This window comes from Rubrivivax sp. JA1026 (genome assembly GCF_011065555.1).
Lineage (GTDB): Bacteria > Pseudomonadota > Gammaproteobacteria > Burkholderiales > Burkholderiaceae_C > Rubrivivax > Rubrivivax benzoatilyticus.
This window is the reverse complement of record NZ_JAALCQ010000001.1, coordinates 196758-212029: the sequence shown is the minus strand read 5'-3', so window position 1 is coordinate 212029 and position 15272 is coordinate 196758. Positions and strand designations below refer to the sequence as shown.

Below are 15272 nucleotides of genomic sequence, written 5' to 3'. Positions count from 1 at the left end.
GCCCGCCGCCAGCCGCGCCGCTCAGTGCGCCTCGTCCCAGTTGGCGCCGACGCCGACTTCGGCCAGCAGCGGCACCTTCAGCGCGGCGACGCCGGCCATCAGCCGCGGGATCGCGTCCTTCGCCCAGTCGAGCTCGGCCTCGGGCACCTCGAGCACCAGTTCGTCGTGCACCTGCATCACCATGCGCGTCGCGCGGCCGCTGGCGTCCAGCTCCTTCTGCACGGCGATCATCGCCAGCTTGATCAGGTCGGCGGCCGTGCCCTGCATCGGCGCGTTGATCGCCTGGCGCTCGGCGCCGCTGCGCCGCGGGCCGTTGCCGGAGTTGATCTCCGGCAGCCACAGCCGGCGGCCGAAGACGGTCTCGACATAACCCTTCTCCTTGGCGCGCACCCGGGTCTCGTCCATGTAGCGCTTGACGCCGGCAAAACGCGCGAAATAGCGGTCGATGTAGTCCTTGGCGGCCTTCTGCTCGATGCCCAGGTTGGCCGCCAGCCCGTAGGCGCCCATCCCGTAAATCAGCCCGAAGTTGATGACCTTGGCGTAGCGGCGCTGCTCGCTCGTCACCTCCGCCAGCGGCATGCCGAAGACCTCGGCGGCGGTCGCGCGGTGCACGTCCAGGCCTTCGGAGAACGCGCGCAGCAGGCCTTCGTCCTCGCTGATGTGGGCCATGATGCGCAGCTCGATCTGCGAGTAGTCGGCGCTCAAGATCACGTGCCCCGGCGGCGCGACGAAGGCGCGGCGCACGCGCCGGCCCTCGGGCGTGCGGATCGGGATGTTCTGCAGGTTGGGCTCGTTGCTCGCCAGCCGCCCGGTCACCGCCACCGCCTGCGCGTAGTTGGTGTGCACGCGCCCGGTGGCCGGGTTGACCATCGCCGGCAGCTTGTCGGTGTAGGTGCCCTTCAGCTTGGCCAGGCTGCGGTGCTCGAGGATGCGTGCCGGCAGCGGGTAGTCGGCGGCGAGCTCGGTCAGCACGTCCTCGTCGGTGCTCGGCGCGCCGCTGGCGGTGCGCTTCTTCACCGGCAGGCCGAGCTTGCCGAACAGGATCTCGCCGATCTGCTTGGGGCTGCCCAGGTTGAAGGGCTGCTCGGCGATCGCGTAGACCTCCTGCTCCAGCGCCACCATGCGCTCGGCCAGGTCGCGGCTCTGGCGCGCCAGCTCCTGCGGGTCGACGAGCACGCCGTGGCGCTCGATGCGCGCCAGCACCTCGGCCACCGGCATCTCGATGGCCTCGTAGACGCGGCGCAGCCCGGCGTCGGCCTCGATCTCGGGCCACAGCACCTGGTGCACGTGCAGCGCCATCTCGCTGTCCTCGGCCGAGTACTCGGTGGCGCGCGCGACGTCGACCTGGGCGAACGGGATCTGGTTCACGCCCTTGCCGCACAGGTCCTCGTAGGACAGGCCCTTGCGGCCGAGGTGGCGCTCGGCCAGGCTTTCCAGGCTGTGCGGCTTGTGCGCCTCGAGCACGTAGCTCTCGAGCATCGTGTCGTGGCGCACGCCGGCGAGCGCGATGCCGGCGTTGGCGAAGACGTGGCGGTCGTACTTCAGGTTCTGGCCGAGCTTGGCGCGCGAGGCGTCCTCCAGCCAGGGCTTCAGCCGCGCCAGCACGGCGTCCAGCGGCAGCTGCTCGGGCGCGTCGGGGCCGGCGTGCGCCAGCGGCACGTAGGCGCCGCGGCCGGGTTCGACGGCGAAGCTGATGCCGACGATGCGCGCCTTCATCGGCTCCAGCGAGTCGGTCTCGGTGTCGATGGCCACCAGCTCGGCGGCCTGCAGGCGTTCCAGCCAGGCGTCCAGGCGCTCCCAGGTTGTCACCGTCTCGTACTCGCGTGCGACGTCGATCGCCGCAGCCGCCGACACGGTGCCGGTCGCCGTCGCGGCGGGCACGTCGCCGCCGAGCTGGCCCTCCAGCTCGCGGCCCCAGGTCTTGAAGCCGTAGCGGCGGTAGAAGTCCAGGAGCCCGGCTTCGTCGGCGGGGCGCAGCGCCAGCGCGTCCAGCGCCGGCCAGCCGGGGACGTGGGCCGCGAGGTCGCAGTCGCAGGCCACCGTGACGAGGCGCCGGCCCTGCGGCAGCCAGTCCAGCGCGCGGCGCAGGTTCTCGCCGGCCACGCCCTTGATCGTCGCCGCGGCGGCCATCACGCCGTCGAGCGAGCCGTGTTCGGTGATCCACTTCACCGCCGTCTTCGGGCCGACCTTCTCGACACCCGGGATGTTGTCGACCGCGTCGCCGACCAGCGTCAGGTAGTCGACGATCCTCTGCGGCGGCACGCCGAACTTGGCTAGCACGCCGGCCGGGTCCAGCGTCTCGTTGCTCATCGTGTTGATCAGCGTGACGTGCTCGTCGACGAGCTGGGCCAGGTCCTTGTCGCCGGTGGAGACGACAACGCGGTGGCCTGCACGTTTGGCCACGCAGGCGAGCGTGCCGATCGCGTCGTCGGCCTCGATGCCGGGCACCTCGAGCACCGGCCAGCCGAGCAGGCGCACGACCTCGTGGATCGGCGCGACCTGCTGCGCCAGCGGCTCGGGCATCGACGGCCGGTGGGCCTTGTAGTCGGCATACCAGTCGTCACGGAAGGTCGGGCCCTTGGCGTCGAAGACGCAGACGGCGTGTTCGGCGGGCACCTGCTCGCGCAGGCGTTTCATCATCGCGACCATGCCGTGCAGGGCCCCGGTCGGGAAGCCGTCGGGCGACCGCAGGTCGGGCAGCGCGTGGTAGGCGCGGTAGAGGTAGCTGGAGCCGTCGACCAGCAGCAGCGTGGGGCGGGAGTCGTCCATCGCCCCATTGTCGGCCAGGCGAGGCGGCGGGCTGCGGCAGGCCGCCTAGAATCACGCCATGGCGCGACCGTTCCGCTTCCTCCTGCCGACGCTGGCCCTTGCGGCCGCGGCGGCCTCCGCCCCGGCGCAGACGGTGCTGCCGCCCGATGCCGCCGCGCAGGCGACGTCGGTGCCCGAGCCGGCCGTGCAGCGCCAGGTCTCCGAGGACGACCACGTGCGCATCGAGGAAGTCAAGGTGCGCGGCCAGACGCAGAGCATCGTCGTGCACGGCAAGGCGCCGGGCTCCAAGCCCTACGAGATCGTGCCGTCCAGCGGTTCGCGCGACCCCTCGCAGCCGGGCGATCCGGCGGGCCGGCGCGTCTGGCGCATGCTGTCGTTCTGACCGTGCGCACCGTGTCCGAGCCCCGCGCCGCGGCCGCGCCCGCGGGAGCCTGAAGTGGCCGTCTACACCGAAGTCGGCTTCGCCGAAGCCGACGCCCTGCTCCGCCGCCTGGGCCTGGGCGCGCTGACCGAGCTGCGCGGCATCCGCTCGGGCATCGAGAACACCAACTACTACGCGACGACGGCACGCGGCCAGTGGGTCGTGACGCTGTTCGAGCGCCTGTCGCGCGACGAACTGCCCTACTACCTGGCGCTGATGCAGCACCTGGCGCAGCACGGCATCCCGGTGCCGGCGCCGCAGGCCGATGCCGACGGCGGCCTGCTGCACACGCTGGCCGGCAAGCCGGCGGCGGTGGTCACGCGGCTGCCCGGCAGCCACCGGCTCTCGCCCGAGGCGCCGCACTGCGCCCAGGTCGGCGAAATGCTGGCCCGCGCCCACCTCGCCGTCGCCGACCTGCCGCTCGAGCAGCCGCATCTGCGCGGGCTGGACTGGTGGGCGGCCACGGTGCCCGAGGTGCTGCCCTTCGTCGACGCCGCGCAGGCCGCGCTGCTGCAGGACGAGCTCGCGTTCCAGCGGCAGCTCGCGGCCTCGGCAGCCGGCCAGGCCCTGCCGCGCGGCGCGATCCACGCCGACCTGTTCCGCGACAACGTGATGTTCGACGAGACCGCCGGCGAGGACCGCCTCTGCGGCTTCTTCGACTACTACTTCGCCGGCACCGACACGCTGCTCTTCGACATCGCCGTCTGCCTCAACGACTGGTGCGCCGACCTGACGACCGCCGGCCTCGACGAGGAACGGGCGCTCGCCTTCATGGCCGCCTACCAGGCCGTGCGCCCGCTGACGCACGCCGAGATCCGGCTGATGCCCGGCCTGCTGCGCGCCGCGGCCTTGCGCTTCTGGCTCTCGCGGCTGCGCGACTGGCACCTGCCACGCGACGCCGCGCTGCTGCAGCCCAAGGACCCGGCGCACTTCGAGCGCCTGCTGCGCGACCGCATCGACAACCCGTGGCATCCGCCGGCCACGCCCAGCTCCTGAACCCCCGCATGCCGCTGCAACTGAAGACCGTCGATCCCGCGCGTGGTGCGCGCTGGCTGCGCGACGCCTTCGCGCTCTACGCCCGCCGCCCGCTGGCCTTCACGGCGCTGTTCGCCGTGTTCCTGTTCGCGGCGCTGGCGGTGTCGCTGGTGCCCGTCCTCGGCGGCGTGCTGCAGATGATGTCGCTGCCGATGCTGTCGCTGGGCTTCATGGTGGCGTCGCAGTCGGCGCTGATCGGCGGGCCGGTGACGCCGGCGCAGTTCGTCGAGCCGCTGAAGGGCGACGCCCGGCGGCGCACCTCGCTGCTGGTGCTTTGCGCGCTGTACGGGCTGTGCGCGATCGCGATCCTGGTGATCTGCGACCTGGTGTCCGGCGGCGCGATGCAGCGCCTGCAGGAGCTGATGGCCCGGGGCACCGTGCCGCAGGAGGAACTCGACGCGCTGATGGCCGAGCCCGGCGTGACGACCGCGGCCTTCGTCGGCCTGGTGCTGGGCACGCTGCTGTCGGTGCCGTTCTGGCACGCGCCGGCGCTGGTGCACTGGGGCCGGCAGGGCGTCGCGCAGTCGCTGTTCTCCAGCACGCTGGCGGTCTGGCGCTGCAAGGGCGCGTTCTTCGTCTACGGCCTGGCCTGGTTCGTCGTCGCGACGGTCTTCGGCATCGTTGCGGCGCTGGTCTTCTCGCTGCTCGGCGCGCACAGCGCGGCCTCGATGCTGGCGCTGCCGGCGGGGCTGCTGTTCTCGACCGTGTTCTACGTCTCGCTGCTGTTCACCTTCAACGACAGCTTCGGCGGTGCCGACGCGGTGCGGCCGCCGGTGGAGCCGGCCGAGCCGGCCTGAGACCGCCCGGCCGGCACCCTGCCGGTCACTCGATCGGCGTCAGCTTGGCCATCGCCAGCAGCAGCCACTTGACGCCGTGGCGGCCGAAACGCACCTGGGCGCGCGCATCCTCGCCGCTGCCTTCGAGCGTGACGACCACGCCCTCGCCGAACTTGGTGTGGAACACCGCCTGGCCGGTGCGCAGCGGCGCCTGCCCGGCCGGCGCCGCCGGCGCCTTGGGCGTGAACGGCACCGGCTGCTGCCAGGGCTCGGCACGCTCGACGCGCCCGGCGCCGACGATGCCCGACAGCCCCTGGCCGCGGTCCCAGGCCTGGCGGTACTCGCGCGCGTAGCCCGAGCCGAAACCCTGCTGGCGCGGCGTCAGCCACTTCAGCGCGCCCTCGGGCAGCTCGTCGAAGAAGCGGCTCTTGACGTTGTAGCGCGTCTGGCCGTGCAGCATGCGCGTCTGGCTGAAGCTCAGGTACAGGCGTTTGCGAGCCCGCGTGATCGCGACGTACATCAGCCGCCGCTCCTCCTCGACGCCGTCGGCGTCGGACAGCGACTGTTCGTGCGGGAACAGGCCTTCCTCGATGCCGGTGATGAACACGGCGTCGAACTCCAGGCCCTTGGCCGAGTGCACCGTCATCAGCTGCACGGCGTCGGTGCCGGCCTGGGCCTGGTTGTCGCCGGCTTCCAGCGAGGCGTGCGTCAGGAAGGCCGCCAGCGGCGAGACGATCTCGCCGGTCTCGGCGTCGGGTGACGGGATCGCGGTCTCGCCGCCACCGGCCAGCGTGCCGGGGCCGTGTTCGTCCAGCGGCAGCGCCACCGCGTCCTTGCCGAAACCTTCCTGGGTGACGAAGCTCTCGGCGGCGTTGACCAGTTCCTGCAGGTTCTCGATGCGGTCCTGGCCTTCCTTCTCGGTGCGGTAGAAGTCCAGCAGCCCGCTCTCGTGCACCACGTGCTCGATGATCTCGCGCAGCGTCAGCCCCTGGGTGGCGCTGCGCATCGTGTCGAGCTTGTGCACGAAGCCCTGCAGGTTCAGGCCGGCCTTGCCCGGCACCGCGCCGACGCTCTGCGCCAGGCTGCGGCCGCTGGCCCGCGCCGCGTCCTGCAGCTGCTCGATCGAACGTGCGCCGATGCCACGCGCCGGGAAGTTCACGACGCGCAGGAAGCTGGTGTCGTCGTCGGGGTTCTCCAGCAGCCGCAGATAGGCCAGCGCGTGCTTGACCTCGGCACGCTCGAAGAAGCGCAGGCCGCCGTAGACGCGGTACGGAATGCCGGCGTTGAACAGCGCGCTCTCGATGACGCGGCTCTGCGCGTTGCTGCGGTAGAGCACGGCGATCTCGCTCCTCGGCATGCCGCCGCGGTGCAGCTCGCGCGCCTCGTCCAGCAGCCACTGGGCCTCGGCGTAGTCGCTGGCCGCCTCCTGCACGCGGATCGGCTCGCCGGGGCCGGCGTCGGTGCGCAGGTTCTTGCCCAGGCGCTGCGCGTTGTGCGCGATCAGCGCGTTGGCGGCGTCGAGGATGTTGCCGAACGAGCGGTAGTTCTGCTCGAGCTTGATGACGCTCCTGACGCGGTACTCGCGCTCGAAGTCGGCCATGTTGCCGACACGCGCGCCGCGGAAGGCGTAGATGCTCTGGTCGTCGTCGCCGACGGCGAACACGCCCTGGCCCTGGGCGCCCGGCGGCGCGAACATCTTCAGCCAGGCGTACTGCAGCCGGTTGGTGTCCTGGAACTCGTCGACGAGCACGTGGCCGAAGCGGCGGCGGTAGTGCTCGCGCAGCGGCTCGTCGTCGCGCAGCAGCTCGTAGCTGCGCAGCATCAGCTCGGCGAAGTCGACGACGCCTTCGCGCCGGCACTGCTCCTCGTAGGCCTCGTAGACCTGCACCAGCTTGCGCGTGTGCTCGTCGAAGGCCTCGACGGCGGCCGGCCGGCGGCCCTCTTCCTTCTGGGCGGCGATGAACCACGCCACCTGCTTGGGCACGAAACGCTCCTCGTCGAGGTTCATCGCCTTGACGACCCGCTTGACGGCCGAGAGCTGGTCGCCGCTGTCCAGGATCTGGAAGCTCTGCGGCAGCCCGGCGGCCTTCCAGTGGGCGCGCAGCAGGCGGTTGCACAGGCCGTGGAAGGTGCCGATCCACATGCCGCGCACGGCGAACGGCAGCATCGTGCCCAGCCGCGTCAGCATCTCCTTGGCGGCCTTGTTCGTGAAGGTGACGGCGAGCACGCCGCCCGGCGAGACCTGGTTGGTGGCCAGCAGCCAGGCGATGCGCGTCGTCAGCACACGCGTCTTGCCGGAGCCGGCACCGGCGAGGATCAGCGCGGGCACGGCCGGCAGCGTGACGGCGGCGAGCTGTTCGGGATTCAGGTTGCGCAGCAGCTGCGCGTCTTGGAGATGCATCCCGGGATTCTAGGAGCCGCCCCCTGCGGCCAGCACCGTGGCCAGAGCCGGCACCAGGCGCTCGTAGGCGTCCTCCTTGGGCACGACGACACGCACGCCGGCCTCGGCGGCCTGGGCGTGCAGCGCATCGTCGACGAAGCCCGAGCACAGCAGCACCGGCAGCGCCGGCGCCACCTGCACGATGCGGCGCGCGAGCTCGACACCCGAGGTGTCGGGCATGTTGTGGTCGGTGACGACGGCGTCGAAGCCGTCCGGCGAGCGCTCCAGCAGCGCCAGCGCCTCGCGGCCGGAGTCGCAGACCTGCACGCGGTAGCCGGCGCGGCGCAGCAGCTGGCCGTGCACCGCGGCGACGATCGGGTCGTCGTCGACGAGCAGCACGTGCGCGCCCGAGGCCGCGGGCCGAGGCGCCGCGGCCGTGCCGACGACCGGCGGCGGCGCCGGCTCGGGGGCCTCGGGCGACGGCAGATAGACGTGGAAGGTGCTGCCGGCGTCGAGCCGGCTGTCGACGCGGATCGCACCACCGTGGGCCAGCACGATGCCGTGCACCACCGACAGGCCCAGCCCGGTGCCCTTGCCCACCGGCTTGGTCGTGTAGAAGGGCTCGAAGATGCGCGACAGCACGTCGGGCGCGATGCCGTGACCGTCGTCGCGCACCCAGAGATGGGCGACGGGGCCCTCGGCCAGCGCCGGCTCGCCCAGCGCGCGCGCCTGCGCGGCGTCGAGACGCTCCAGCCCCACCTCGACGCGGCCGCCGATGGCCGGCAGCGCATGCCAGGCGTTGGTGGCGAGATTCAGCAGCACCTGCTGCAGCTGGGTGCCGTCGACGCGCACGGCCACCGGATCGGCAGGCAGCACGGCCCGCAGCTGCACGCCGGGCGGCACCATCGCGCGCAGCATGCCCAGCGTCTCCTCGATGACCGGCGCGGCCGGCTGCAGCGTCATCGCGCCGGTCTCGCCGCGGCTGAACTCGAGGATCTTGCGCACCAGCGCCACCGCGCGCAGCCCGGCCTGCATCGCCTGGTCCAGGTGTTCGTGCACCGGGCGCGACGCGGCCGCGTCCTCGCGCGCCAGCGTCAGCCGGCCCAGGATGCCGGCGAGGATGTTGTTGAAGTCGTGCGCGATGCCGCCGGCCAGCGTGCCGATGGCCTCCATCTTCTGCGTGTCGCGCAGCCGGCGCTCCAGGCGCTCGGCCTCGCGCCGCGCGGTGATGTCGGCGAAGGCGACGACGATGGACTCGAGCCGGCCGTCGTCGTCGACCAGCGGCACGGCGTTGCACAGCGCCCAGAGCTGGCGACCGTCGGGGCGGCGCAGGCCGATCACCATGTCGGCGATGCGCCGGCCGCTGCGGCGCACGCGCGGCGCCGGCAGCTCGTCGTGCGTCAGCGGCTCGCCGAGTTCGTCGACGACCTGCCAGTCGGCCTCGGGACGATCGCGCAGCGCCTGCTGGTCGGCCAGCCCGAGCATGGCCAGCGCCGCGGCATTGGCCTCGCGCACACGCAGGTCGGGTTCGTGCACGACGACGCCAGTCATCAGGTTGTCCAGCAGCGCGCGCAACCGGCGTTCGCTGGCGCGCAGCGCCTCCTCGGTGCGCTTGAGCTCGCCGATGTCGAAGGTGACGGCGAAGTGGCCGCAGACGGTGCCGTCGGCGTCGCGGTCAGGCAGCAGCGTGACCAGGGCGTGGCGCTGCTGGCCGTCGGCGGTCTTCATCGGCAGGTCGAAACGCACCGCCTCGCCGGCACGCACCCGGCGCAGGTAGGGCAGCCCGAAGCGGTGCAGCGGCTCGCCCAGCACCTCGGGAATGCTGCGGCCGACGACGGTCGCCGGGTCGAGTCCGAACCAGTCGCGGTAGGCGGCGCTGGCGAAGCGGTAGCGGCCGTCCAGGTCCAGCCGCGCCACCGGGCCCGGCAGCGCGTCGGTGATGCCGGCCAGCAGCCGCTCGCGCTCGCGCAGCGCCTGGCGGGCGACGTAGCGTTCGGTGACGTCGCTGAAGACGAGCACGACGCCGGTGACGCCGCCGTCGTCGCCGGGGATCGGCGCGGCGCTGTCCTCGATGTACAGACGCCGGCCGTCGCGCGCCAGCAGCGCCGTGTCGTTGGCCAGCGCGACGATGCGGCCGGTGGCGATGACCTGCTCGGCCGGGTTGGGCACCGGCTCGCCGGTGCGCTGGTTGACGATGCGGAAGACCTCGGTCAGCGGCCGGCCCAGCGCGTCGGCCTCGCTCCAGCCGGTCAGGCGTTCGGCCATCGTGTTCATGCGCGTGACGCAGCCGTCGCGGTCGGTGACGACGACGCCGTCGCCGATCGAGCGCAGCGTGATCGCCAGCCGGCGTTCGCTGGCCGCCAGCGCCTGCTGCTCGCGCATGCGGGTGTCGATGTCCAGCAGCGTGCCGGCCATGCGCAGCGGCCGGCCGTCGGCATCACGCTGCAGCACCTTGCCGCGGTCGAGCACCCAGATCCAGCGTCCGTCGGCGTGGCGCAAGCGGTAGAGCACCTCGTAGGCCGGGCTGCGGCCTTCGAGATGGCGGCGCTCGGCCTCGAGCACCGAATCGCGGTCGTCGGGGTGCAGGCGCTCGATCCAGACCGCCCGCATGTCGCGGCCGTCGGACGGCGGCAGCCCGAGGATCTCGCACCAGCGTTCGTTGACGGTGCCGTGGTCGCGTGTCCAGTCGTTGTCCCAGAGCCCCAGGTCGGCGCCGCGCAGCGCCAGCGACAGGCGCTCGGACTGCACGCGCAGCTGTTCCAGCGCCAGGCGCTGGCGCCGCTGCATGACCACCAGCCCGGCCGCCACGAGCGCCGACACCAGCAAGAAGGCGGCGGCGGCCAGCAGCGTCTGCGTGCGCCAGGGCTCGAGCACCGCGTCGATGCGGCGGCTGGTGCCGAACTCGATGTCGCCGCCCAGCGGCAGCTGCGGCGCACGCAGCGTCGCCAGCGCGAACAGGCGCTCGTCGCCCGACAGCACGCTGCGCGCGCGCTGCACGCTCAGGTTGCGGCCGCTGCCGCGGTGGGCGGCGAACGCCGGGCTGCTGCGCGCCAGGTCGACGCCGGCCAGCCCGGGCACCGGCGGCACGCTCAGCAGCAAGCGCCCGCCACCGTGCGCCAGCGACACCTGCATGTCAGGCGCGTAGCGCACCGCGCCGAGCACGGCCTCGGCGTGCGCGGCGTCGAGCTCGGTGCCGAGCCAGCCGCCGTCGGGCATCGTCAGCAGCATCAGCAGCCGGCGCCGGCCGCGCTCGTCCTCGTCGGGCGGCAGCAGGTACAGCAGGTCCGGGTCGCGTGACGCCGGCAGCACCGGGACCGTCGCGCCGGCGGGGATGTCGCGGCTGGAGGCAAGCACGCGGCCCGCGGCATCCAGCCGGAGCACGTCGCCGACCTGGGGCGTGGCGGCGGCGAAGGCACGCAGCGGTGCGGCGCCGGTCGGGCCGGCAAGGCCGGAGCGCAGCGCGATCAACGCGGAACGCGTCGCGCCGACCTGCAGCGCCAGCACCTCGCGCACCGCGCTGGCCTGGTCGGCCAGGCGCGCGCCCTCCGCCTCCAGGGCGTCGTCACGTGCGCGGACCCGTGCCCAGGCAAGCACGAGCGCGACGGCCAGCAACAGCAACGCGAGCGCGATGCGCTCCTGCCGAAGCCGCTGGCCCAGCTCCTCGATGGCAGTGTTCATGGCGCTGACCGGCTCGCGTCCCGTCGTTCCGGTCCCTGGTCACCTCTGACACGCAGCGTAACACGCAGGTCCTTCGGAGAACCCCGCGCCGCGCCCGCCGCGCGCCGCTGCGTAGAATCGGTCACCGGACTCGATTTCTTGCGTCCGGCACACCGGCCGCCGATTCAGTGCGCGCGCCGCCGCCGGCGCCCTGCAGCCGGGTCCATCGCCTCTCACGGATCACGGAGCCCGGCCATGGAAATCTTCGACTACGACAACATCCTGCTGCTGCCGCGCAAATGCCGCGTCGAAAGCCGCAGCGAATGCGACCCCTCGATCGTCTTCGGCGGACGCCGCTTCAAGCTGCCGGTGGTGCCGGCGAACATGAAGACGGTGCTCGACGAGACGATCGCCGAGATGCTCGCCGCGTCCGGCCACTTCTACGTCATGCACCGTTTCGACCTCGACAGCGTCGAGTTCGCGCGCCGCATGCGCGACAAGGGCCTGTTCGTGTCGATCAGCTCGGGCGTCAAGCCGCACGACCACGAGACCATCGACCGCCTGGCGGCCGACGGCGTCGGCGCCGACTACATCACGATCGACATCGCCCACGGCCACGCCGAGAGCGTGCGCAAGACGATCGAGCACATCAAGACGCGGCTGCCGCAGGCCTTCGTCATCGCCGGCAACGTGGCGACGCCCGAGGCCGTCATCGACCTCGAGAACTGGGGCGCCGACGCGACCAAGGTCGGCGTCGGCCCGGGCAAGGTCTGCATCACCAAGCTGAAGACCGGCTTCGGCACCGGCGGCTGGCAGCTGTCGGCGCTGAAGTGGTGCGCGCGTGTCGCGACCAAGCCGATCATCGCCGACGGCGGCATCCGCCACCACGGCGACATCGCCAAGAGCGTGCGCTTCGGCGCGACGATGGTCATGATCGGCTCGCTGTTCGCCGGCCACGAGGAGAGCCCGGGCCAGACCGTCGAGGTCGACGGCAAGCTCTACAAGGAGTACTACGGCTCGGCCAGCGACTTCAACAAGGGCGAGTACAAGCACGTCGAGGGCAAGCGCATCCTCGAGCCGATCAAGGGCCGCCTGGCCGACACGCTGCGCGAGATGCGCGAGGACCTGCAGAGCTCGATCAGCTACGCCGGCGGCAGCACGCTGGCCGACCTGAAGAAGGTCAACTACGTGATCCTCGGCGGCGAGAACGCCGGCGAACACCTGTTCATGTGACGTGAACACCCCGGCCGCCCAGGACAGCCCCGAAGCGGCCGACCGCGAGGCCGGCACGCTGCTCGCCGAGGCCGAGAAGCTCTACTACACCCGGCCGGCGCAGACGCTGCACCTGGCCGACCAGGCGCTGGCGCTGTCGGCCGCGCTGCCGCTGGCGACGCTGGCCGCGGCACGGCGTGTGCGCGGCCTGGGGCTGAGCTTCCTCGGCCGCCATGCCGAAGCGCTGGACGAGCTGCAGGCCGCTCGTGGCCTGGTGCCGTCCGGTGAACTGCAGCTCGAATGCCAGGTGCTGCGTGCGCTGGCCATCGCCTGCGACGAGGCCGGCGTGCTCGATGCCGCGCTCGAATGGGGCTCGCGTTCGGCCGAGATCGCCAGAACGCTGGGCGACCCCGTCCAGCTCGCCGGCACGCTGCTGAGCATCGGCGTCGTGCTGTCCAAGGGCGGCGATCCGGAAGCCGGCCTGGTGCAGTACCGCGAGGCGCTGGCGCTCTACGAGCGGGCCGGCGACGCCGCACGCAGCGTGCACGTGCTCAACAACATGGGCATCAACTGCAAGAACCTCGGCCGCCACGAGGAGGCGCTGCAGCACCTGCGGCAGGCGATCGAGATCGACGCCGGCCAGCCCGAGCCCGCGGGCGGCTGCGTCATCGCGCGGCTGAACATGGTCGAGCCGCTGCTCGCGCTGGCCCGGCGCGACGAGGCGCGCGCCGCGCTGGCCGAGGTCGTGCCGCGGGCCCAGGCAGCGGGCTACCCGAACGCCGAGTGTTTCGCCCTCGTGCTGCAGGGCGAGCTGCAGGCTGCCGACGGCGACGACGCCGGAGCCTGCGAGTCGCTGGAGCGTGCGGTGCGGATCGCGCTCGAACGCGGCAGCCGCCAGCACGTCGCACGCGCGCACAAGGCGCTGTGGGCGCTGCACAAGAAGGCCGGCCGCTTCGAGGCCGCGCTCGCGCAGCACGAGGCCTTCCACCAAGCCGAGCGCGCGCAGTTCAACGAGGACTCCGACCGCAAGCTGCGTGCGCTGCAGGTGCAGTACGACGTGGCCCGCGCGCGCCACGACGCGGCGATGGCCCGGCTGGAGAGCGCGCGCCTGGCCGAGCAGACGCGCACCGACCCGCTGACCGGTGTCGCCAACCGGCGCCAGCTCGACGAGCGCCTGCGCGACGAGTACGCGCGCGCCGCACGCCACGGCCACGCGCTGGCGGTGGCGATGATCGACATCGACGACTTCAAGCGCATCAACGACCGCCACGGCCACGCCGCCGGCGACGCCGTGCTGCGCGAGGTGGCGACGCTGCTGCGTGCGCACTGCCGCGACATCGACCTCGTCGCACGCTACGGCGGCGAGGAGTTCTGCGTCGTCTTCGTCGAAGCCTCGGCCAACGACGCGCTGCGCGCCTGCGAGGCGATGCGTGCGGCCGTCGAGGCCCACGACTGGTCGGCCGTCGCGCCGGAGCTGCAGCGCGTGACGCTGTCGACGGGCCTGGCCGAACGCGAGGAGGCCGACGGCCGCCAGGCGCTGGTGGCCGCCGCCGACGCCCGGCTCTACGAGGCCAAGCGCAGCGGCAAGAACCGCGTCGTGCCCGGCGCGCAGCCGGCCGCCTGAGCGGCGCGCTCCGGCGCCGTCAGCGCGCGATCATGCCGCGGCGCTCGTCGGGCTCGGGCTGGCGCCAGCCGCGCTGCGGCGCCGCCATCGCCCGGGCGCGGGCCCCGGCCGGGCAGGCGCCGGTGTCGGCGTAGGAGGCCGCCGCGGCCAGCAGCGGCTCGGCGGCGGCGCCCAGCGCTCGCGTGAAGTCCTCGGCCACGGCGCAGGTCGGCGCGAAGCCGTCGAAGTAGCGCCCTTCGTAGCGGGCGTTGACCGACTCGAAGTTGACGACGCTGTAGGTGCTGCCGCAGCCGTCGTCCTCGGGCAGGAAGCCGACCGGCTTGCCGCAGGTGGTGTCGCCGATCGCCACGACCTCGATGCCGACGCCGCGCAGGCCGTTGATGACCTGCTCGCTGGCCGAGCAGGTGCGCGGGCCGACGAGCACGAACACACGCGACACGCCGGCTGCGGCGGCCGGGTTCTGGAACAGGAAGCTCTGGTTGCTGCCCGGGTGGCGGTCGTTGTAGAGCAGCCGGGCGTAGGCCTGGCCCGCCTTGGCGGCGCCGGCGACGTAGGACGCGACCGTCGTGCCGACCGACACCAGGCCGCCGCCGTTGTAGCGCAGGTCGAGCACGATGTCGTCCACGCCGGCGGCGGCAAACGACGAGAAGGCCTGGGCCAGCGGCGTGTTGACCTGCGAGATCATGTCCTTGACGACGACGTAGCCCAGCTTGCGCCCGCCGGGGGTCGTCAGCGTCGTCGTCACCGGCACCGGCGCCAGCGCGTACTCGGAGGCCGTGACGCTGACGTCACGCGTCGCGCCGTCGCGGCGCAGCACCAGCGCCAGCGTGTCGCCGACGGCGTTGGCGGTCAGCACCGAGAAGCTGCCGTCGCTGATCAGCGCCGAGGCGCCGACGCCGTTGATCGAGACGATCTCGTCGCCGCGCACCACGCCGCGCCGCGCCGCGTCGGAGTTCGGCTCCACCGCCCGCACGTACAGCGGCTGGTCGGGGCGGCCCTCGACCTCGAGGCCGGCGACCGACAGGCCGTAGCCCATCGTGCGGCCCTCGCCCCAGAAGCGGTTGAAGTCGGCGGTGCTGTCGACGTAGCTCCAGCGGTCGGCCGGGAAGTCGGCGCTGCTGCCGGTGTACAGCAGCGCGTCGAAGTAGCCGTCCACGGTCGTGTAGCCGGCCGGGTCGGGACGCGGCGAGATCCGGTACCAGAAGTACCAGTCGGCCATGTAGTCGCGCAGCCAGACCTGGCGCGAGCGCACGCTGCACTCGCCGCCGGTGTCGCCGCCGCCGCCCCCGCCGCCGCAGGCCGCCAGCAGGGCGGGCAGCAGCGCCAGCGCGGCGCGGCGCAGGACGGTGGACGACGACACACGGACGGTCTGGCTCAAGGCGGAACTCCTGGGGGCGG

Annotated in this window: 9 protein-coding genes; 5 read left to right on the top strand and 4 right to left on the bottom strand. The window is 72.8% G+C overall.

Annotated elements, in window-relative coordinates; all coding sequences use genetic code 11:
* Positions 1-21: 21 nt before the first annotated feature.
* Positions 22-2769 carry a DNA polymerase I gene (polA, locus tag G5B56_RS00975; protein WP_009857085.1) on the bottom strand — a complete coding sequence of 916 codons (2748 nt, stop codon included), beginning with the start codon at positions 2767-2769 and terminating at the stop codon, positions 22-24.
* Positions 2770-2827: 58 nt separating this feature from the next.
* On the opposite strand from polA, the gene G5B56_RS00970 reads away from it, so the two are divergent.
* Genes G5B56_RS00970 through G5B56_RS00960 form a run of 3 tightly spaced genes read left to right on the top strand, consistent with a single transcriptional unit; the run spans position 2828 to position 5022 of the window.
* A complete protein-coding gene (locus G5B56_RS00970; RefSeq protein ID WP_009857084.1) occupies positions 2828-3151 on the top strand; it encodes a hypothetical protein in 324 nt (107 codons plus the stop codon).
* Between the two features lie 54 nt (positions 3152-3205).
* Positions 3206-4186, top strand: coding sequence for a homoserine kinase (locus G5B56_RS00965; protein WP_009857083.1), 981 nt, complete (start codon positions 3206-3208; stop codon positions 4184-4186).
* A gap of 8 nt (positions 4187-4194) precedes the next feature.
* On the top strand, positions 4195-5022 hold the full coding sequence (locus G5B56_RS00960; RefSeq protein ID WP_164962065.1) for a BPSS1780 family membrane protein: 828 nt from the start codon (positions 4195-4197) through the stop codon (positions 5020-5022).
* A gap of 25 nt (positions 5023-5047) precedes the next feature.
* Here G5B56_RS00960 and G5B56_RS00955 read toward each other — a convergent pair whose 3' ends face one another.
* Both G5B56_RS00955 and G5B56_RS00950 read right to left on the bottom strand, forming a co-directional pair.
* A complete protein-coding gene (locus G5B56_RS00955; RefSeq protein ID WP_009857081.1) occupies positions 5048-7402 on the bottom strand; it encodes a UvrD-helicase domain-containing protein in 2355 nt (784 codons plus the stop codon).
* 9 nt (positions 7403-7411) lie between these two features.
* Entirely contained in the window at positions 7412-11059 is a 3648-nt protein-coding gene (locus G5B56_RS00950; protein WP_164962064.1) for a PAS domain S-box protein, read from the bottom strand.
* A 234-nt stretch (positions 11060-11293) separates the two neighbouring features.
* Between G5B56_RS00950 and G5B56_RS00945 the strand changes: the two genes are divergently transcribed.
* Together G5B56_RS00945 and G5B56_RS00940 are read left to right on the top strand one after the other, a co-directional pair.
* Entirely contained in the window at positions 11294-12271 is a 978-nt protein-coding gene (locus G5B56_RS00945) for a GMP reductase (RefSeq protein ID WP_009857079.1), read from the top strand.
* Position 12272: 1 nt separating this feature from the next.
* The gene (locus G5B56_RS00940) at positions 12273-13874 is read left to right on the top strand and encodes a diguanylate cyclase (protein WP_009857078.1); all 1602 of its coding nucleotides are present in this window, start codon (positions 12273-12275) and stop codon (positions 13872-13874) included.
* Between the two features lie 19 nt (positions 13875-13893).
* Here the strand turns inward: G5B56_RS00940 and G5B56_RS00935 are convergent, their stop codons facing one another.
* Complete coding sequence (locus tag G5B56_RS00935; protein WP_164962063.1) at positions 13894-15252, bottom strand: S41 family peptidase; 1359 nt, start codon at positions 15250-15252, stop codon at positions 13894-13896.
* Positions 15253-15272: the final 20 nt, after the last annotated feature.

What these genes read in the sequence shown, in the direction of transcription:
- G5B56_RS00955 (WP_009857081.1), bottom strand. Translation starts at nt 7,402, where the DNA reads ATGCATCTCCAAGACGCGCAGCTGCTGCGCAACCTGAATCCCGAACAG.
- G5B56_RS00950 (WP_164962064.1), bottom strand. Translation starts at nt 11,059, where the DNA reads ATGAACACTGCCATCGAGGAGCTGGGCCAGCGGCTTCGGCAGGAGCGC.
- G5B56_RS00970 (WP_009857084.1), top strand. Translation starts at nt 2,828, where the DNA reads ATGGCGCGACCGTTCCGCTTCCTCCTGCCGACGCTGGCCCTTGCGGCC.
- G5B56_RS00945 (WP_009857079.1), top strand. Translation starts at nt 11,294, where the DNA reads ATGGAAATCTTCGACTACGACAACATCCTGCTGCTGCCGCGCAAATGC.
- G5B56_RS00960 (WP_164962065.1), top strand. Translation starts at nt 4,195, where the DNA reads ATGCCGCTGCAACTGAAGACCGTCGATCCCGCGCGTGGTGCGCGCTGG.
- polA (WP_009857085.1), bottom strand. Translation starts at nt 2,769, where the DNA reads ATGGACGACTCCCGCCCCACGCTGCTGCTGGTCGACGGCTCCAGCTAC.